The sequence below is a fragment of the Myxococcus stipitatus DSM 14675 genome, from assembly GCF_000331735.1.
GTDB classification, from domain to species: Bacteria; Myxococcota; Myxococcia; order Myxococcales; family Myxococcaceae; genus Myxococcus; species Myxococcus stipitatus.
Genome location: NC_020126.1, coordinates 2,610,304 through 2,632,648, shown reverse-complemented (window position 1 = coordinate 2,632,648; position 22,345 = coordinate 2,610,304). Strand labels below are relative to the sequence as shown.

Below are 22,345 nucleotides of genomic sequence, written 5' to 3'. Positions count from 1 at the left end.
GGAGCTGGAGGGCGCGAGCGCCGACACCTTCGAGGCGCCCCTCGGCGCCACCGAGGTCGCGCTGGCCAGCATCTTCTCCGACGTGCTGGGCGTCCCGCGCGTGGGGAGGAAGGACGACTTCTTCGAGCTGGGCGGACACTCGCTGCTCGCCACGCAGGTCGTCTCGCGCATCCGCGCGACGTTCGACCTGGAGCTGGCGCTGCGTGAGCTCTTCGAGTCACCGACGCTCTCCACCCTGGCCGGACAGGTGGATGCCCTGCGCCTGGAGCGCCAGGGCCTGGGCCTGCCGCCGCTCGTGCCCGTGCCGCGCACGGAGGCGATGCCGCTCTCGTTCGCGCAGCAGCGGCTGTGGTTCATCGACCAGCTCGAGCCGGCCAGCCCCCTCTACAACATGCCCTCCGCGCTGCGACTGGTGGGCGAGCTGGACGTGGCCGCGCTGGAGCGCGCCATCTCCGACGTGGTGGAGCGGCACGAAGCCCTGCGCACCACCTTCGCCTCGCGCGACGGTGAGCCCGTGCAGCACATCCACCCGGCCGTCCCCGTGACGCTGCCCGTGGTGGACCTGGGCCTCCTGCCCGCCGCCGAGCGCACCGCCGAGGTGCACCGCCTCGCGAACGCGGAGTCCCTGCGTCCCTTCGACCTGGCCACGGGCCCGCTCTTCCGCGTCACGCTGCTGCGCGTGGACGAAGCGGAGCACGTGCTGCTGTCGACGATGCACCACATCGTCTTCGACGGCTGGTCCACCGGCGTGCTGGTGCGCGAGCTGGGTGCGTACTACGCGGCGCACCTGTCCGGAACACAGGCGGAGCTGCCGCCGCTGGCCGTGCAGTACGCCGACTTCGCGGCCTGGCAGCGAGGCTGGCTGCGCGACGAGGCGCTCGCGACGCGCCTGGGCTACTGGAAGCGCCGGCTCGAAGGCGCGCCGGCGCTGCTGGAGCTGCCCACCGACAGACCGCGTCCGTCCATCCAGACGCGCGGCGCCGCGCAACAGGCCGTCGTGCTGCCCGCGGACCTCTCCCACGCCGTCAAGACGCTGTCGCAGGCGCATGGGGCCACGCCCTTCATGACGCTGCTGGCCGCGTTCCAGGTGCTGCTCGCGCGGTACTCCGGACAGGACGACGTCGTCGTCGGCTCGCCCATCGCCGGACGCAACCGAGGAGAGACCGAGGGCCTCATCGGCTTCTTCGTCAACACGCTGGCCCTGCGCACGCGGCTGGACTCGCGCGACACCTTCGCGTCGCTGCTGACGCAGGTGAAGCGCACCACGCTGGAGGCCTTCGACCACCAGGACGTGCCCTTCGAGAAGCTCGTCGAGGAGCTCCAGCCCGAGCGCAGCCTCAGCTACTCGCCGCTGTTCCAGGTGATGTTCTCCGTGCTGAACACGCCCATGGGCGCATTGGAGCTGCCAGGGCTGCGGCTGGAGGGACTCGGCGACAGGGAGCTGCCCCTCAAGTTCGACCTGGACCTCTCGCTGACGGAGACGCCCGAGGGCTTCGCGGGCACGCTCGACTACAACGTCGACCTGTTCGACGGCGCCACCATGGGCCGGATGGTGGAGCACCTGCTCACCCTGCTCCGCGCGGCCGTCGCCAACCCCGAGCAGCCGCTCTCCGCCCTCCCGCTGATGGACGAGGCCGAGCGTCAGCGCCTCCTCGTCGAGTGGAACGACACGGCGGTGCCCGTCCCCAGCGACGCCAGCGTCCACCACCAGCTCTCCGCCCAGGCCACGCGCACGCCGGAGGCACTCGCCGTCGTCTCCGACGAGGGCTCGCTCACCTACGCGCAGCTCGACGCGCGCTCGAGCCGGCTCGCGGCGCACCTGCGCTCATCGGGTGTGAAGCCCGGCGCGCTGGTGGCGCTGTGCATGGAGCGCTCGCTGGAGGTGCCCGTCGCCGTCCTCGGTGTGCTCAAGGCCGGTGGCGCCTACGTCCCGCTGGACCCGGCCTATCCGCGTGAGCGGCTGGCCTTCATGCTCCAGGACACCGCCGCCCCGGTGCTGCTCACGCAGCGGCACCTCCTGGGCGTGCTGCCCCCGGGGCCCGCGGTGGTGTGCCTCGACGCCGGCTGGGAGGCCGAGCTCGGTGCCACGACGGCGCTCACCGACAGCGTGCCTTCGGAGAGCGCGGCCTACGTCATCTACACGTCGGGCAGCACCGGTCAGCCCAAGGGCACCGTGTTGACCCATCGCTCCCTCTCCAACCACGCCGCGTGGATGCGCTCGACGTTCGGGCTGGGAGCGGGAGAGCGTCCGCTGCTCGTCACGTCGCTCAGCTTCGACGTGTCCGTCGCCGAGCTGTTCGCCACGCTCCTGTCCGGAGCCACCCTGGTCGTCGCCCCGCGCGAGGCCCACCGCGACCCGGCCATCCTGGCGGAGACGCTGGTGCGGCACGACATCACGCTGCTCCAGGTGGTGCCGTCGCTGTTGCGAGTCCTGCTGGAGGAGCCGCGTCTGCGCGCGGCCTCGAACCTGCGCCGGCTCATCTCCGGCGGCGAGGCGCTCCCGGCCGACCTTCCGCCGCGCGTGCGAGAGGTGCTGCCTCACGCGCGCCTGGACAACAACTACGGTCCGACAGAGGCCACCATCGACGCCACCACGTGGCCGGTGGAGCCCTTCTCCGGCCCCGTGGCGCCCATCGGCCGGCCCATGGCCAACACCCAGGCCTACGTCCTGGACGCGGCCCTGCGGCCCGTTCCCACGGGAGTGCCCGGCGAGCTGTACCTGGGCGGCGAGGGCCTGGCGCGTGGCTACCTGAACCGGCCCGGCATCACCGCCGAGCGGTTCCTCCCCGACCCCTTCGCCTCCGAGCCTGGCGCGCGGCTCTACCGCACGGGCGACAAGGTGCGGTGGCGGGCAGATGGCACGCTCGACTACCTGGGCCGCATCGACTTCCAGGTGAAGCTGCGCGGTCTGCGCATCGAGCTGGGTGAAATCGAGGCCGCGCTCCTGCGGCAGCCAGACCTCCACGAGGCCGCCGTCCTGGTCCGCGACGAGCTGCTGGTCGCCTACGTGGTGACGCGCCCGGGGCTCACGGTCGACGCCGCCCAGCTGCGACAAGGGCTGCTCACGGGGCTGCCCGAGTACATGGTCCCCGCGGCCTTCGTGGCGCTGCCCGCCCTCCCGCTCACGCCCAACGGCAAGCTGGACCGCAAGGCCCTGCCCGCGCCGGACGTCCACGCGAGTGGTGCGTCCGAATGGGTCGCGCCTCGCACGCCCACGGAGCAGACGCTGGCGGAGCTGATGGCCACGCTCCTGCGCGTCGAGCGCGTCGGGGCGGTGGACAACTTCTTCACGCTCGGCGGCCACTCGCTGCTCGCCACCCAGCTCGCGTCTCGCATCCGCGCCGCGTTCCAGGTGGACCTGCCCCTGCGCGCCCTCTTCGAGGAGCCCACGGTCGCGGGCCTCGCCGCGCGCATCGACGCCAGCCGGCGGGAGGTCTCCTCGGTTCCGGCGCTCGTGCCCGTGTCTCGCGAGCAGGCCCTGCCGCTGTCCTTCTCGCAGCGGCGCCTGTGGTTCATCGACCAGCTCTCTCCCGGCACGCCGCTGTTCAACCTGCCCACCGCGCTGCGCGTGGAGGGGGACCTGGACCTCGCCGCGCTGGAGCAATCCTTCCGCGCGCTGGTGAGCCGCCACGAGGTGCTGCGCACCACCTTCGCCGTGCAGGACGGCGAGCCCGTGCAGCGCATCCTCCCCGCCCCGGCCTTCACCGTGCCGGTGGTGGACCTGAGCGCGCTGTCCGAAGAGGCGCAGCAGGCGCGGACCCGCACGCTCGTCGCGGAGGACGCCCTGGCGCCGTTCGACCTCGCCACGGGGCCGCTCCTGCGCGCCTCGCTGCTGAGGCATGGCGCGAGGAACCACGTGCTCCTGGTGACGATGCACCACATCGTCTCCGACGCGTGGTCCACGGGCCTGCTCGTGCGCGAGCTGGCCGCGCAGTACCTGGCCCACACGACGGGCACCTCGGCGGCGATGTCCCCACTGCCCGTGCAGTACGCCGACTACGCGGCCTGGCAGCGCTCCTGGCTGCGCGGCGACGCACTCCAGCAGCAGCTCGACTTCTGGAGGCAGCACCTCTCGGGTGCCCCCGGTGCCCTGGAGCTGCCCACCGACCGGCCGCGTCCGGCCATCCAGTCCCACCGAGGCACGCTGCTTCCCGTCGAGCTGACGGCGGAGCTGAGCGCGTCGGTGCGGGCGCTTGCCCAGCGCGAGGGCGCCACGCCGTTCATGGTGCTGCTCGCGGCCTGGCAGCTCGTCCTCGCCCGCTACGCGGGACAGGATGACGTCTCCGTCGGCTTCCCCATCGCCAACCGCCAGCAGAAGAAGACGGAGGAGCTCATCGGCTTCTTCGTCAACACGCTCGTCCTGCGCTCGCGCATCGACGCGCGGGGCTCCTTCCTCCAGCTCCTCGCCCAGGTGCGAAGCGCCACGCTGGCCGCGTACCAGAACCAGGACGTCCCCTTCGAGAAGCTCGTCGAGGAGCTCCAGCCCCAGCGAGACCTCGCGCGCAGCCCGCTCTTCCAGGCCACCCTCACCCTCCAGAACACCCCCGCCGAGTCCACCCAGCTCCCGGGCCTCACCTTCCGCCCGCTCACGCCGGACCTCACCACGTCGCAGTACGAGCTCAGCCTCCTGCTGGAGGAAGGGCCCCAGGGCTTCGTCGGCGCGCTCAACTACAACACCGACCTCTTCAACGCGGACACGATGCGGCGGCTGATGCGCCACTACGCCACGCTGCTGGGCGCCATCACCACCGCGCCGGAGCGTCCGGTGGGCCTGCTGCCCCTCATGTCCTCCGAGGAGCAGCACCAGGTCCTGGCACAGTGGAACCACACGCCCACGGAGTACCCGCGAGAGGCGACCCTCCCTCAGCTCTTCGCACGTCAGGCCGCGCTCACCCCGAACGCGCTCGCCGTCGAGTCCGAGACGGAGCGCCTCACGTATGCGCGGCTCGAGTCGCGCGCGAACCAGCTCGCCCACCACCTGCGCGCGCTGGGTGTGCAGCCCGGCAGCCGTGTCGCGGTGTATCTGCACCGCTCCGCGGACCTGGTGGTGGCGCTCCTCGGCATCCTCAAGGCGGGCGCCGCCTACGTCCCGTTGGATGGCTCGTGGCCGACCGAGCGGATGGCGTGGGTCCTGCGCCAGTCCTCCGCCGCGGTCCTCCTGACGGAGTCCTCCGTCGCGGACGAGCTGCCGGAGCTGGGCGCCGTGCTCCTCGTCCTCGATGAGGAGGCCACGCGCATCGCCCGTCGTCCGGAGACCGCGCCCGAGGTGTTCACGAGCGCGGACGCCCTGGCCTACGTCATGTTCACCTCGGGAAGCACGGGCCAGCCCAAGGGCGTCAGCGTGCCGCACCGAGGCATCGTCCGACTCGTGCAGCCCCACGGCGTCATCCGCTTCGGGCCCGACGAGACCTGGCTCCAGGCGGCCCCGGTCGCCTTCGACGCCTCCACGCTCGAGATCTGGGGCGCGCTGCTGCACGGCGCGCGGCTGGTCATCGCGCCGCCCGGAGCACTCTCCCTCGAGGAGCTGGGGGCGCTGCTCACCCGCCACCGCGTCTCCTCGCTGTGGCTCACCGCGGCCCTCTACGAGCAGATGGTGGCCTACCAGCCGCGGGCCCTGGCCGGTGTCTCCCAGGTGCTCGCGGGTGGCGACGTGCTGCCCTCGCAGCGCGTGCGTGAACACCTGGCGCTGCTGCCTCCGGGCGGCGTCCTCATCAACGGCTACGGCCCCACGGAGAACACCACGTTCTCCGCCACCCACGCCTTGCGCGCGGGCGACGCGGTGGGCGACTCCGTCCCCATCGGCAAGCGGGTGCCGCACTCCACCACCTTCGTGTTGGACGGCGCCCTCCAGCCGGTGCCTCCGGGCGTGACGGGCGAGCTCTACGTGGGAGGCGATGGCCTCGCGTGGGGCTACCTCGAGCGACCCGACCTCACGGCGGAGCGCTTCGTGCCGAACCCCTTCGGGGCTCCGGGTGCGCGGCTCTACCGCACGGGCGACAAGGCCCGGTGGTTGGCGGACGGCACGTTGGAGTTCCAGGGCCGCGCCGACTTCCAGGTCAAGGTGCGTGGCTTCCGCATCGAGCTCGGTGAAGTGGAGAGCGCCCTGCGCCAGCACCCGGGCGCCAGCGAGGTCATCGTCGTCGTGCGCGAGGACGCGCCGGGCGACAAGCGACTCGTCGCCTACGTGGTGCCCTCGGCCCAGGGTCTGGACGCGGGCGTCCTGCGCACGTTCCTCGAGGAGCGGCTCCCCGCGTACATGGTGCCGTCCGCCATCGTCATGCTCGCGGAGCTGCCGCTGACGGCCAACGGCAAGGTCGACCGCAAGGCCCTGCCGCCGCCGGGAGCCAGCGCCCCGACGCCCGAGCTGCCCGAGGCTCCCCGCACCGCCACGGAAGAGCTGCTCGCGGGCATCTACGCCGAGGTGCTCGGGGTCTCGCGCTTGGGTCCTCGGGACGACTTCTTCGAGCTGGGAGGCCACTCCCTCCTCGCCACACAGGTCGTCTCGCGCATCCGTGCCACCTTCAACATCGAGCTGCCGCTGCGCGAGCTCTTCGAGGCTCCCACCGTCGCCGGGCTCGCCCGGTTCGTGGAGTCCTCCCGGCAGGAGGCGCAGGGACTCGCGGCCCCGCCGCTGACGGCAGTGCCTCGCACGGGCGCCCTGCCGCTGTCCTTCGCGCAGCAGCGGCTGTGGTTCATCGACCAGCTCGAGCCGGGCAGCGCGCTCTACAACATCCCCACGACGCTCCGGCTCGAGGGGACGCTCGACATCACCGCCCTGGAGCGCGCGGTCTCCGACGTGGTCGCGCGCCATGAGGCGCTCCGCACCACCTTCGCGTCCATCGACGGACAGCCGGCCCAGGTCATCCACGCCGCCGCTCCCGTCACCATTCCGCTCACCGAGCTCCAGCACCTGCCCGAGGCCCACCGCCAGGCCGAGGCCCGTCGCCTGGCGCAAGAGGAAGGGGAGCGCGCGTTCGACCTCGCCACGGGGCCGCTCTTCCGCCTGAGCCTCCTGCGGCTCACGGAGCGCGAGCACCTGCTCCTCGCCAACGTCCACCACATCGTCTCCGACGGCTGGTCGTCCGGCGTGCTGGTGCGCGAGCTGGGTGCGCTCTACGCGGCGCATCTGTCCGGCGTGCCCGCCGAGCTCGCGCCGCTGACCGTGCAGTACGCCGACTTCGCGGCCTGGCAGCGCGGCTGGCTGCGGGACGAGACCCTCCGGACGAAGCTGGCCTACTGGAAGCAGCAGCTCCACGGCGCGCCCCCGCTCCTGGACCTCCCGACGGACAGGCCGCGGACCGAGCCTGCGTCGCGAAAGGCCGCCAACCTCCCCCTCTCGCTCGGGGCCGAGCTGTCCGACGCCGTCCGGGTGCTCTCGCAGCAACAGGGCGCCACGCCCTTCATGACGCTGCTGGCCGCCTTCCAGCTCCTGCTCTCGCGCTACTCCGGGCAGGACGACATCTCCGTCGGTTCCCCCATCGCGGGCCGCAATCGCGCGGAGACCGAGGGCCTCATCGGCTTCTTCGTCAACACCCTCGTCCTGCGCACACGCATCGACCCGCGCACGTCCTTCCGCGAGCTGGTGGACCGCGTCCGCGTCACCACCCTGGGCGCGTACGAGCACCAGGACGTCCCGTTCGAGAAGCTCGTCGAGGAGCTGCAGCCCGAGCGCACCCTCGGCGTCTCTCCGCTGTTCCAGGTCATGTTCTCCCTGCTGAACACGCCCATGGGAGGGCTGGACCTGCCGGGCCTGCGAGTGCACTCCGTCGACTACGACGACGCGCCCGCGAAGTTCGACCTCGACCTCTTCTTCAACGAGACGGCCTCCGGCTACGAGGGCGCGCTCCAGGTCTCCACCGCGCTCTTCGATGCCTCGACCGCCGAGCGCATGGCGGCGCACTTCCTCACGCTGCTCCGCGCCGCGGTGACCCAGCCGGAGCAGCCCGTCTTCACCCTGCCGCTCATGGACACCACCGAGCGGTACCGGCTCGTCGTGGAGTGGAACGACGCGGCGTCGAGCACGCGGGCCTACGTCCTCGACGAGTTCCTGGAGCCCGTCCCCGTGGGCGTCCCGGGCGAGCTCTTCCTGGGCGGTGTCCACCACGCGCTCGGCTACGGACAGGGCGCGCAGCTCACCGCGGAGCGCTTCCTGCCGGATGCGCTCAGTGGTGTGTCGGGTGCGCGGCTGTACCGCACCGGAGACAAGGTCCGCTGGCGCGCGAACGGCGCCCTGGAACACCTGGGGCAGGTGGTTCCCCGCGCCACGCGGCGTGGACAGCGCGCGGAGCTCGATGAGGTCGAGGCCGCGCTGCGCGCACATCCACACGTCGAGGAGGCCGCCGCCCTCTTCCGGGAGGACAGCCCCGGGAAGAAGCGCCTCGTCGCGTACTTCGTGCCGAGAGGCGCGCTCGACCAGACCGCGCTGCGGACCTTCCTCCGGGAGCGGCTCTCCGAGTACCTGGTCCCCACCGCCTTCGTGTCCCTGCCGGCACTGCCTCGCACGGCGAGCGGAGGCGTGGACCGCGACGCGCTTCCTCCCCACGGAGCGACGGCCGACGTGCAGCCCGCGTGGAACCCGCCGTCAACGCCGACCGAGAAGGTGCTCGCCGGGCTCATGTCCGACCTCCTGCGCGTCGAGCGCGTGGGTGCGACCGACTCGTTCTTCTCGCTCGGTGGCCACTCACTCCTCGCCACGCAGCTCGTCTCCCGCATTCGCGTGACGCTCGAGGTGGAGCTGCCCCTGCGGGCGCTCTTCGAGAACCCCACGCCGGAGTCTCTCGCCGCGCGCATCGACGCTGTCACTCGGGCCGCGCCACTGACCGCGCCTCCGTTGGTGCCCGTGTCGCGCACGGGAGCGCTCCCGCTCTCCTTCGCGCAGCAGCGCCTGTGGTTCATCGACCAGCTCGAGCCCGGCAGCGCGCTCTACAACATGCCCGCGGCCCTTCGCCTGGAAGGCACGTTGGACCTGGCCGCCTTGCAGGCCAGCTTCGAGGCACTGGTTCGTCGTCACGAAGCCCTGCGCACCTCGTTCGCCTCCCAGGACGGCGAACCCGTGCAGGTCATCCACGCGTCGTCCGCGTTCCCGCTGCCCCTCGTGGACCTGAGCACCGTGGCGACGGACGAACACGCGGCCCAGGCGCAGCGGCTCATCAACGAGGAAGCGGTGCGGCCGTTCGACCTCGCCACCGGCCCGCTCCTCCGTGCGTCGCTGATTCGCACGGGCGAGCAGGAGCATGTCCTCCTCGTGACGATGCACCACATCGTCTCCGACGGCTGGTCGATGGAGGTCCTGGTGCGCGAGCTCGTCTCGCACTACCAGGCCATCATCACCGGGACTTCGCCGGTCCTCGCGCCGCTGCCCGTGCAGTACGCGGACTTCTCCGCGTGGCAGCGCGCCTGGCTCCAGGGTGACGTGCTCCAGCGGCAGCTCGACTTCTGGAAGCAGCAGCTCTCGGGTGCTCCCGCCTTGTTGGAGCTGCCCACCGACAAGCCTCGTCCCTCCGTCCAGTCCTCCAAGGGTGGCGTGTTGCCGGTCCGGCTCCCCGAGGACCTGACGCAATCCCTGGAGTCCCTCAGCCAGGGCGAAGGGGCCACGCTCTTCATGAGCCTCCTGGCCGCCTTCCAGCTCCTGCTCTCCCGCTACTCCGGACAGGATGACATCTCCGTCGGCTCCCCCATCGCGGGACGCAACCGCACGGAGACCGAGGGCCTCATCGGCTTCTTCGTCAACACGCTCGTCCTGCGTTCGCACATCGACCCGCGTGACTCCTTCCGGAAGCTCCTGGCCCAGGTGCGCACCACCACGCTCGGGGCTTACGAGCATCAGGACGTCCCCTTCGAGAAGCTCGTCGAGGAGCTCCAGCCTCAGCGCAGCCTGAGCCACTCGCCGCTCTTCCAGGTGATGCTCGCCCTCCAGAACACGCCTCGGGGAGAGCTGTCGCTCGACTCCGGTCCCACCGCGCTGAAGGTCACCCCCGTGGATGCGGAGGACGTGTCGGCGAAGTTCGACCTCTCGCTCTCGCTCATGCGGACGCAGCACGGGCTCGAAGGCGCACTCGACTTCCGCTCGGAGCTGTTCGAGGAGCGCACCATCGCGCGCCTGGTGGAGCACTTCGTCGCCCTGCTGAAGGCGGTGGTCTCCACGCCGGATGCGGACCTGGGCTCGCTGTCCCTCCTCTCCGACTCGGAGCGGGAGCAGACACTCGTTCGCTGGAACGACACACATCGGGAGCTGCCCTGGGAGGGTGCGCTGCACGAGCGCTTCGCCACCCAGGCCGCACGCACGCCCGATGCGCTAGCCGTCCTCGATGACACGACGTCGCTGACCTTCGACCAGCTCAACTGCCGCGCCAACAAGCTCGCGCATGCACTGCGCGCTCAGGGCATTGGTCCTGAGTCCCGCGTCGCCCTCTGCATGGAGCGCGGCGTGGACATGCTCGTCGCGCTCCTTGGTGTCCTCAAGGCGGGTGGTGCCTACGTCCCGCTGGACCCGGCTCACCCTCGCGAGCGGCTTGCCTTCGTCCTCGAGGACTCCGGCGCCACGCTGGTCCTCACCCAGCAACTCCTGGCCGAGCGGCTCGACGTCCCAGGCGTGAAGCGCCTCTGTCTGGACGACGCGGCCGTCACACGTGAGTGGGAGGACGAGGCCGACACCAACCCGACGCAGGTCACCTCACCCGAACACCTCGCCTACGTCATCTACACCTCGGGCTCCACCGGCATGCCCAAGGGCGTCATGATTCAGCACGCCTCCGTGATGAATCTGCGCGCGGCTCTCGCCTCCACCGCTCTCGCCGGGCTGGAAGGCCCCCTGCGCGTCAGCCTCAACGCGCCCCTCGCCTTCGACGCCTCCGTCCAGCAGCTCGTCCAGCTCTCCGACGGACACACCCTGTGCATCGTTCCCCAGGCCGTTCGCCAGGACGCGGCGCTCCTCGTCGCATGGGCGGACAAGCACCAGCTCGACGTCCTCGACTGCGCTCCTTCTCACCTGCGTCTGCTGCTGCGTGAAGGACTCGCCTCCACTCGCGCTCTCCGCGTCCTCGTCGGTGGTGAGGCCGTGGACGAAGCACTCTGGGCTCAGCTCGCCTCGCACCCGAACATCACCGCCTTCAACGTCTACGGCCCCACCGAGTGCACCGTCGACTCCACCACTCGGGCCATCCGTGGCGCGGTGAAGCCTTCTCTCGGCGCACCCCTGGCCAACGTTCGGGCCTACGTCCTCGACGCTCAGCTCCAGCCCGTTCCCGTCGGTGTCCCGGGTGAGCTGTTCCTCTCCGGCGATGGCCTCGCGCGTGGCTACCTCTCTCGCCCGGCCCTCACCGCCGAGCGCTTCCTCCCCGACCCGTTCAGCACCATCCCCGGCGCTCGCATGTACCGCACCGGCGACAAGGTGTGCTGGCTCCCCGATGGAGCGCTCTCCTTCCTCGGCCGCCTCGACTTCCAGGTGAAGCTGCGTGGCTTCCGAATCGAGCTCGGTGAAATCGAGGCCACCCTCGCCCGTCACCCTGCCGTCCGCGAGGCCCTCGTCCTCGTCCGTGAGGACAGCCCTGGGGACCAGCGCCTCGTCGCCTACTACACGTCGCTGACCTCGCCGCCTCCCGAGCCCTCGGCCCTGCGCGCATTCCTCGCCGAGCGGCTCCCCGCCTACGAGGTTCCCAACGCCTTCGTTGCCTTGGCCGAGTTCCCGCTGACGCCCAATGGCAAGGTCGACAGAGGAGCACTGCGTCCCCCCGAGGCTGCTACGGCGACTGAAGCCTCCATCGCACCTCGGACCTCCACCGAGGTTCGCCTCGCGTCCCTCTGGGCAGACGTCCTCCGACTCTCGTCCGTCAGCCGGAACGACCACTTCTTCGAGCGCGGAGGCCACTCCCTCCTCGCCACCCAGTTGATGGCTCGCATCCGCTCCACCTTCTCCGTGGAGCTCCCGGTTCGCGCCCTCTTCGAGTCGCCCACCCTCGAGCAGCTCGCACTCCGCGTCGAGCGTGCCGAAGCCTCCTCACTCCCGCCGCTGTTGGCCGCAGCGCACCATGGCGCTCGGCCGCTGTCCTTCGCGCAACAGCGGTTGTGGTTCATCGACCAGCTCGAGCCCGGCAGCGCGCTCTACAACATGCCCGCGGCCCTTCGCCTGGAAGGCGCGCTGCACGTATCCGCGCTGCAGGCCAGCTTCGAGGCACTGGTTCGTCGACACGAAGCCCTGCGCACCTCGTTCGCCTCGCACGACGGCGAGCCCGTGCAGATCGTTCATCCGGCTTCCGCGTTCCCGCTCCCACTCGTGGACCTGAGTGCCCTGAGGACGGAGGAGCGCGCGGCCCAGGCGCACAGACTCCTCAACGAAGAGGCCATCCGAGCCTTCAACCTGGCCACCGGCCCGCTCCTGCGAGCGACCCTGCTCCGGCTGGGCGAACAGGAGCACGTGCTGCTCGTGACGATGCACCACATCGTCTCCGACGGCTGGTCGATGGACATCCTGGTCCGCGAGCTCGTCACGAACTACCAGGCACTCGCCACGGGCGCTTCGCCCGCCCACGCGCCCCTGCCGATGCAGTACGCGGACTTCTCCGCGTGGCAGCGCACCTGGCTCCAGGGTGACGTGCTCCAGCGGCAGCTCGACTTCTGGAAGCATCAGCTCTCGGGTGCTCCCGCCTTGTTGGAGCTGCCCACCGACAAGCCTCGTCCCTCCGTCCAGTCCTCCAAGGGCGGCGCACTGCCGCTCCAGCTGCCCGAGGACGTGACGCAGACGCTGGAGTCCCTCAGCCAAGGCGAGGGGGCCACGCTCTTCATGAGCCTCCTGGCCACCTTCCAGCTCCTGCTCTCGCGCTACTCCGGACAGGACGAAATCTCCGTCGGTTCTCCCATCGCGGGACGCAACCGCACGGAGACCGAGGGCCTCATCGGCTTCTTCGTCAACACCCTCGTCCTTCGCTCGCGCATCAACGCGCGAGCCTCCTTCCGGGAACTCCTCGCGCAGGTGCGAGACACCACGCTCGGGGCCTATGAGCACCAGGATGTCCCCTTCGAGAAGCTCGTCGAGGAACTCCAGCCTCGGCGCAGCCTGAGCCACTCACCGCTGTTCCAGGTGATGCTCACCCTCCAGAACACGCCTCTGCAGGAGCAGGCCCTTCACTCCGGTCCCACCGCGCTGAAGGTCACCCCCGTGAGCGCTGAAGGTGTCTCCGCGAAGTTCGACCTCTCGCTCTCGCTCACCAGGACGGCTCACGGACTCAGCGGGGCCATCACCTTCCGTTCGGAGCTGTTCGAGGAGCGCACCATCGCGCGCATGGCGAAGCACTTCGCCACCCTCCTGCGCGCCGTCGTCTCGGCGCCAGATGCCCACGTGGGCTCGCTGTCCCTCCTCTCCGACTCGGAGCGGGAGCAGCTCCTCGTGCGCTGGAACGACACGCACCGGGAACTGCCCTGGGAGGGCGCGCTGCACGAGCGCTTCGAAGCGCAAGTCGCCCGGACGCCGGATGCGCTGGCCGCCCTCGATGACTCCTCGTCGTTGACCTTCGACCAGCTCAACCGCCGCGCGAACAAGCTCGCGCATGCACTGCGTGCTCAGCGCATCGGTCCTGAGTCTCGCGTCGCCCTCTGCATGGAGCGCGGCGTGGACATGCTCGTCGCCCTCCTCGGTGTCCTCAAGGCCGGTGGCGCCTACGTCCCGCTGGACCCGGCCCATCCCCGCGAGCGACTCGCCTTCGTCCTCGAGGACTCCGGTGCGGCGCTTGTCCTCACGCAGCAGCGCCTCGCTGAGCGGCTCGCAACCTCCGTCGTGAAGGTCCTCTGCCTGGACGACCCGCGCGTCACCGAGTCCCTCGACCGTGAGGCGGACACCGCACTGCCTCGCGTCTCCCTGCCTCACCACCTCGCCTACGTCATCTACACCTCGGGCTCCACCGGCATGCCCAAGGGCGTCATGATTCAGCACGCCTCCGTGATGAATCTGCGCGCGGCTCTCGCCTCCACCGCTCTCGCCGGTCTGGAAGGTCCGCTGCGCGTCAGCCTCAACGCGCCCCTCGCCTTCGACTCCTCCGTCAAGCAGCTCGTCCAGCTCGCCGATGGCCACACCCTGTGCGTGGTGCCGCAGGATGTTCGCCAGGACACCACGCTCCTCGCGGCCTGGGTCGAGAAGCACCAGCTCGACGTCCTCGACTGCGCTCCTTCCCACCTGCGCCTGCTGCTGCGTGAGGGACTCGCCTCCACTCGCGCTCTCCGCGTCCTCGTCGGTGGTGAGGCCGTGGACGAAGCACTCTGGGCTCAGCTCGCCTCGCACCCGCGCGTCACGGCCTTCAACGTCTACGGCCCCACCGAGTGCACCGTCGACTCCACCGCTCGGGCCATCCGTGGCGCGGTGAAGCCTTCTCTCGGCGCCCCCCTGGCCAACGTTCGGGCCTACGTCCTGGACGCTCAGCTCCAGCCTGTTCCCGTCGGCGTCCCGGGTGAGCTCTTCATCTCGGGAGACGGCGTGGCGCGTGGCTACCTCGCTCGCCCTGGCCTCACCGCCGAGCGCTTCCTCCCCGACCCGTTCAGCCCCATCCCCGGCGCGCGCATGTACCGCACCGGCGACAAGGTGTGCTGGCTCCCCGATGGAGAGCTCTCCTTCCTCGGTCGCATCGACTTCCAGGTGAAGCTGCGTGGCTTCCGCATCGAGCTCGGTGAAATCGAGGCCACCCTCGCCCGTCACCCCTCCGTCCGCGAGGCCCTCGCTCTCGTCCGCGAAGACAGCTCCAGCGACTCGCGTCTCGTCGCCTACTTCACGTCACGCACCACCCCGCCTCCCGAGCACGCCACGCTGCGCGCCTTCCTCGCCGAGCGGCTCCCTGCCTACGAGGTCCCCAACGCCTTCGTTGCGCTCGAGTCCTTCCCGCTGACACCCAACGGCAAGGTCGACAGAGGAGCGCTGCCGCCTCCCGAAGGAACGCCTGACGCCGATACGTTCATCGCGCCCCAGACCTCCACCGAGGCCCGCCTCGCGTCCCTCTGGGCGGACATCCTCCGGCTCTCGTCCGTCAGCCGGAACGACCACTTCTTCGAGCGCGGAGGCCACTCCCTCCTCGCCACCCAGCTGATGGCTCGCATCCGCTCCACCTTCTCCGTGGAGCTCCCGGTTCGCGCCCTCTTCGAGTCGCCCACCCTCGAGCAGCTCGCACTCCGCATCGAGCGCGCCGACTCCGCCGCGCTCCCGCCGCTGCACTCCGTGTCGCGCACGGGCGCACTCCCGCTCTCCTTCGCACAGCAGCGGCTGTGGTTCATCGACCAGCTCGAGCCCGGCAGCCCGCTCTACAACATGCCCGCGGCCCTTCGCCTGGAAGGCACGTTGGACCAGGCCGCCTTGCAGGCCAGCTTCGACGCCCTCGTGCAGCGGCATGAGGCGCTGCGCACCTCGTTCGCCTCCCAGGACGGCGAACCCGTGCAGGTCATCCACGCGTCGTCCGCGTTCCCGCTGCCCCTCGTGGACCTGAGTGCCCTGGGGACGGAGGAGCGCACGGCCCAGGCGCAGCGGCTCATCAACGAGGAAGCAGTCCGGCCGTTCGACCTCGCCACCGGCCCGCTCCTCCGTGCGTCGCTGATTCGCACGGGCGAGCAGGAGCACGTCCTCCTCGTGACGATGCACCACATCGTCTCCGACGGCTGGTCGATGGACGTCCTCGTCCGCGAGCTCGTCTCTCACTACCAGGCCATCATCACCGGGACTTCGCCGGTCCTCGCGCCGCTGCCCGTGCAGTACGCGGACTTCTCCGCGTGGCAGCGCGCCTGGCTCCAGGGTGACGTGCTCCAGCGGCAGCTCGACTACTGGAAGCAGCAGCTCGTGGGCGCGCCCGCGGTGCTGGAGCTGCCCACCGACAAGCCTCGTCCCTCCGTCCAGTCCTCCCAGGGTGGCTCGCTGCCGTTCCATCTGCCCGAGGAACTGACTCGAGCACTCGAGTCCTTCGGCCAGGGTGAGGGGGTCACGCTCTTCATGAGCCTCCTGGCCTCTTTCCAGCTCCTGCTCTCGCGATACTCCGGCCAGGACGACGTCTCCGTCGGTTCTCCCATCGCGGGACGAAGGGCCTCCGAGCTGGAGGGCCTCATCGGCTTCTTCGTCAACACGCTCGTCCTGCGTTCGCATATCGACCCGCGTGACTCCTTCCGGAAGCTCCTGGCCCAGGTGCGCACCACCACGCTCGGGGCCTACGAGCATCAGGACGTCCCCTTCGAGAAGCTCGTCGAAGAGCTCCAGCCTCAGCGCAGCCTGAGCCACTCGCCGCTCTTCCAGGTGATGCTCACCCTCCAGAACACGCCTCGACAGGAGCTCGAGCTCCAGTCCGGACCGGGAGCGCTGAAGCTCACGTCCATGGGGGCCGAGGGTGTGTCGGCGAAGTTCGACCTCTCGCTCTCACTGCTCAGGACACAGAGGGGACTCGAAGGGTCGCTCGACTTCCGCTCGGAGCTGTTCGAGGAGCGCACCATCGCGCGCATGGCGGAGCACTTCGTCGCCCTCGTGAAGGCGGTCGTCTCCACGCCGGATGCGGACCTGGGCTCGCTGTCCTTCCTCTCCGACTCGGAGCGGGAGCAGACACTCATTCGCTGGAACGACACACATCGGGAGCTGCCCTGGGAGGGCGCGCTGCACGAGCGCTTCGCCACCCAAGCCGCGCTCACGCCCGATGCGCTGGCCGTCCTCGATGACACGACGTCGCTGACCTTCGACCAGCTCAACCGCCGCGCGAACAAGCTCGCGCATGCACTGCGCGCTCAGGGCATCGGTCCTGAGTCCCGCGTCGCCCTCTGCATGGAGCGGGGCGTGGACATGCTCGTCGCCCTCCTCGGTGTCCTCGAGGCCGGTGGCGCCTACGTCCCGCTGGACCCGGCCCATCCCCGCGAGCGACTCGCCTTCGTCCTCGAGGACTCCGGTGCGGCGCTTGTCCTCACGCAGCAAAGCCTCGCCGAGCGGCTCGCAACCTCCGTCGTGAAGGTCCTCTGCCTGGACGACCCGCGCGTCACCGAGGCCCTCGACCGTGAGGCGGACACCGCGCTGCCTCGCGTCTCCCTGCCTCACCACCTCGCCTACGTCATCTACACCTCTGGCTCCACCGGTCAGCCCAAGGGCGTCATGATTCAGCACGCCTCCGTGATGAATCTGCGCGCGGCTCTCGCCTCCACCGCTCTCGCCGGTCTGGCAGGCCCCCTGCGCGTCAGCCTCAACGCGCCCCTCGCCTTCGACGCCTCCGTCCAGCAGCTCGTCCAGCTCTCCGACGGACACACCCTGTGCATCGTTCCCCAGGCCGTTCGCCAGGACGCGGCCCTCTTCGTCTCCTGGGTTGAGAAGCACCAGCTCGACGTCCTCGACTGTGCTCCTTCTCACCTGCGTCTGCTGCTGCGTGAAGGACTCGCCTCCACTCGCGCTCTCCGCGTCCTCGTCGGTGGTGAGGCCGTGGACGAAGCACTCTGGGCTCAGCTCGCCTCGCACCCACGCGTCACCGCCTTCAACGTCTACGGCCCCACCGAGTGCACCGTCGACTCCACCACTCGGGCCATCCGTGGTGCGGTGAAGCCGTCTCTCGGCACACCTCTCGCCAACGTTCGGGCCTACGTCCTCGACGCTCAACTCCAGCCCGTTCCTGTCGGCGTCCCAGGTGAGCTGTTCCTCTCCGGCGATGGCCTCGCGCGTGGCTACCTCTCTCGCCCGGCCCTCACCGCCGAGCGCTTCCTCCCCGACCCGTTCAGCACCATCTCCGGCGCGCGCATGTATCGCACCGGTGACAAGGTGTGCTGGCTCCCCGATGGAGCGCTCTCCTTCCTCGGCCGCCTCGACTTCCAGGTGAAGCTGCGCGGCTTCCGGATCGAGCTCGGTGAAATCGAGGCCACCCTCGCCCGTCACCCCGCCGTCCGCGAGGCCCTCGTCCTCGTCCGTGAGGACAGCCCTGGGGACCAGCGCCTTGTCGCCTACTTCACGTCACACACCACCCCGCCCCCCGAGCACGCCGCGTTGCGCACCTTCCTCGCCGAGCGGCTCCCCGCCTACGAGGTCCCCAACGCCTTCGTCGCGCTCGAGGCCTTCCCGCTGACGCCCAACGGAAAGGTGAATCGAGGCGCACTGCCTCCTCCCGAGACCGAAACGGGGACTGAAGTCTTCATCGCGCCCAGGACCACCACCGAGGCCCGCCTCGCGTCCCTCTGGGCGAACGTCCTCCGACTCTCCTCTGTCAGCCGGAACGACCACTTCTTCGAGCGCGGAGGCCACTCCCTCCTCGCCACCCAGTTGATGGCTCGCATCCGCTCCACCTTCTCCGTGGAGCTCCCGGTTCGCGCCCTCTTCGAGTCGCCCACCCTCGAGCAGCTCGCACTCCGCGTCGAGCGCGCCGAGGCCGCCTCTCTCCCGCCGCTCGTCCCCGTGCCGCGCACGGGTGCGCTCCCGCTGTCCTTCGCGCAGCAGCGCCTCTGGTTCTTCGAGCAGCTCCAGCCCGGCACGCCCACCTACAACATGCCCGCGGCGCTGCGCCTCGTGGGCGCCCTGGATGTCACCGCGCTCCAGCGCGCCTTCTCCGAGCTGGTCCGCCGCCACGAAGTCCTGCGGACCTCGTTCCATGAGGACAACGGCGAGCCCTTCCAGGTCATCGCACCGCCCGCGCCGTTCCCGCTTCCCGTGGAGGACCTCTCCGCGCTCGACGAGCGAGAGGACCTCGCGTGGAAGCGCGCACACGCGGACGCCACTCAGCCGTTCGACGTGAGCCGCGGTCCGCTCCTTCGCGCCACCCTGCTGCGCCTGGCGCCCCAGGAGCACGTCCTGCTCCTCAACGTCCACCACGCCGTCTCCGACGGCTGGTCCACGAGCCTGCTCATCCGCGAGGTGACAGTCCTCTACGCGTCCTTCCAGCAAGGCCGCCCGTCACCGCTGCCCGAGCTGCCGCTCCAGTACGCCGACTACGCCCACTGGCAGCACCAGTGGCTCACGGGAGAGGTCCTCGCCCGGCAAGTGGCCTGGTGGAAGAACCACCTCTCCGGCGCACCCGCCGTCCTCGAGCTGCCCACCGACTTCCCGCGCCCGGCCCTCCAGTCCTTCCAAGGTCGCGGCGTCGGCTTCCAGCTCCCTCCGGCCCTCTCCCGCGAAGTGGCCGCGTTCTGCCAGCAAGAAGGCGTCACCCTCTTCATGGGGCTGCTCACCGCCTTCCAGGTCCTGCTCTCCCGCTACTCCGGCCAGGACGACATCTCCGTCGGCTCGCCCATCGCGGGACGCAGGGCCTCCGAGCTGGAGAGCCTCATCGGCTTCTTTGTCAACACGCTCGTCCTTCGCTCCCGCATCGACACCGCCGCGTCCTTCCGGCAGCTCCTCTCCCAGGTGCGCGCCTCCACCCTCGCGGCCTACGAGCACCAGGACATCCCCTTCGAGAAGCTCGTCGAGGAGCTCCAGCCCCAGCGCAGCCTGAGCCACTCGCCGCTCTTCCAGGTGATGTTCGCCTTCCAGAACACGCCTCCCGCCACCTTCGAGGCGGGCGAAGGCACGGCCTCCCCGCTGAGCTTCAAGCCGTTCGCCGCGGAGGGGAGCACCACGCACTTCGACCTGACCCTGTCCGTCGTCGAGACGCCGGAGGGCTTCGCCGGTGCGTTCACCTATCGAACGGACCTGTTCACCGAGGCCACCATCACCCGGATGGCGGGACACTTCGTCACGCTGCTCGAGGCCGCCGTCCGCACTCCCGCGACACGCGTGGGCGAGCTGCCCCTGCTGCCCACCGCCGAGCGCGAGCAGGTGCTGACGCGCTGGAACAACCACCGCCTCGCGCTGCCCTCGGAAGGGACGCTCCACGAGCGGCTCGAGGCACAAGTGCTCCGCACCCCGGATGCCCTGGCGGTCTTCGATGACCACGGGACGGCCTCGTTCGACGGGTTCAACCGCCGCGTCAACAGGCTGGCGCACTGGCTGCGTTCGCGAGGCGTCGGTCCCGAGGTCCGAGTCGCGCTCTTCCTGGAGCGTGGCGTCGACATGCTCGTCGCCGTCTTCGCGGTCCTCAAGGCCGGCGGGGCCTATGTCCCCACGGACGTCGCGTATCCGCGCGAGCGCCTCTCGTACATCCTCCAGGATTGCGACGCGCGCCTGGTCCTCACGCAAAGCCATCTGGCGGAGCGGCTCGAGGTCCCGGAGGCGAAGGTCGTGTGCATGGATGACGCACACGTCACCGAGGCCCTGGAGCGCGAGTCCGACGTCAACCCGGCGCGAGTCGCCTCCGCCGAGAACCTCGCCTACGTCATCTACACCTCCGGCTCCACGGGCCGTCCCAAGGGCGCGATGGTGCAGCATGGCACCCTGATGAACATGCGGGCCGCGCTCATGAGGGCGGTGCGCACGGACAACGAGGGTCCGTTGCGGCTCGCCATCAACGCGCCGTTGGCGTTCGATGCCTCCTTGCTGATGCTCGTGCAGCTGACGGATGGCCATGCCTTGAGCGTCATTCCGTCGGCCGAGCGGCAGGACTCGGCCTTGATGCTCGCGTGGCTGGAGAAGCACGCCATCGACATGGTCGAATACTCGCCCTCGCACCTGCGCGTGCTGCTGGACGAGGGGCTGGCGGCGCATCGCCCGCTGCGCGTCATCGTGGGCGGAGACGCCACGGACGAGGCGCTCTGGGGACGGCTCTCCGCCCATCCTCGCCTCGAGGTCTTCAACGCCTACGGCCCCACGGAGTGCACGGTGCTGGCCACCTGCCATCCGATTCGTGGAGCCGCGAAGCCGAGCCTGGGTCTGCCGCTGGCCAACATCCAAGGGCATGTGCTCGACGCGCGCATGCAGCCCGCTCCCCTGGGCGTGCCCGGTGAGCTCTACCTGGGAGGCGACGGGGTCGGCCGGGGCTATCTCGACAGGCCCGACCTCACCGCCGAGCGCTTCGTCCCGGACCCGTTCTCGTCGGTGCCCGGCGCGCGGCTGTACCGCACGGGCGACCAGGTGCGCAGGATGGAGAACGGCGAGCTCGAGTACCTGGGCCGGCTCGACTTCCAGGTGAAGCTGCGCGGCTTCCGCATCGAGCTGGGTGAAATCGAGGCCACGCTGGGCGCCATCGCCGGAGTCCATCGCGCCGTCGTCCTCGCGCGGGAAGACCGTCCGGGAGACAAGCGACTCGTGGGCTACCTCGTCACCGACGAGGGCCAGGTGATGGACATCGCCGCCGTGCGCGCGGCGCTGCTCCGGTCCATGCCCGAGTACATGGTGCCCTCCGCGTTCGTCTTCCTCGCGGCGCTCCCGCTCGACCCGCACGGGAAGGTGGACCGCAGGGCGCTGCCCGCTCCGGACATGGCCTCCAGCGAGGCGGAGTACGTCGCGCCGCGCAACGCCGGTGAGGAGACCGTTGCCTCGCTCTGGAGCGAGCTGCTCGGCAGGGAGAAGGTCGGCGCCACCGATGACTTCTTCGCGCTGGGTGGCCACTCGCTGATGGCCGTGCGCCTCATGGCGATGCTGCGTGAGCGGACCGGTGTCGCGTTGCCGGTGTCCGCGCTCTTCCAGGCTCCCACCGTGGAGCGACTGGCGGAGCGGGTGAGTCAGCCGTCCCAGCCCACGTCCAACCTCGTGCGACTGGATGAGGGCGCGTCGACAGAGCGGCCTCTGTTCCTCGTGCACGGCGGCGGCGGCACGGTGCTGGGCTACGCGGAGCTTGCCCGTGCGCTCGGCACGGAGCGGCCCGTCTACGGCCTGTCCGCGCCGGGACTCGAGGGGGGCGAGCTGCCCGCGCCGTCCGTCGAGGCGCTGGCGCGCGACTACCTCACGCAGGTCCGGACCGCTCAGCCCCGAGGGCCATACCTCCTGGGCGGCTGGTCCTTCGGCGGGCTCGTGGCACACGAGATGGCTCGACTGCTCCAGGCCCAAGGCGAGACGGTGGAGTTGCTCGCGCTGTTCGACAGCCACGCGCCCACCCGGAAGCCCCTGGCCGAGCCCGACCTGCTCACGCGACTCATGGGCTTCGGCCAGATGCTCGGGGTGTCGTGGGCGGACCTCTCCCTGGACGTGGGCCGACTGGACGGCCTGGGGGTGCGGGAGGTGCTGGCCCAGGTGCTGCCCGCCCTGCGGCACTCCGCGCCGGGGCTGAGCACGCTGGGGCTGGACATGGCCGAGCGGCTCTTCGACGTCTACCAGCGGCTCGCCGAGGCGAACCGGGTCCATGTGCCGAAGGGTGTCTACACGGGCAAGGCGGTCCTCTTCCGCGCCACCCGCGCTCCTGACGAGGCCCCCGTGCAGGAGGACCTGGGCTGGAGCGAGTGGATCACCGGAGCGCTCCAGGTGCACGGCGCGGAGGGTGACCACTTCACGCTGCTGAGCGAGCCCCGGCTCTCGTCGTGGGTGGGGCAGCTCGCACAAGCGCTGGAGGATGCGGCGTCGTGA

1 protein-coding gene (cut by a window edge) is annotated in these 22,345 nt (G+C 70.5%); it reads left to right on the top strand.

All coding sequences use genetic code 11. The features are described from left to right. Positions 1–22,345, top strand: partial view of a non-ribosomal peptide synthase/polyketide synthase gene (locus MYSTI_RS10285; RefSeq protein WP_015347683.1) — the 3' end only. 24,938 nt of this gene lie to the left of the window's left edge; the window shows 22,345 of its 47,283 coding nt (coding positions 24,939–47,283); its start codon lies off the left edge, out of view; its stop codon occupies positions 22,343–22,345.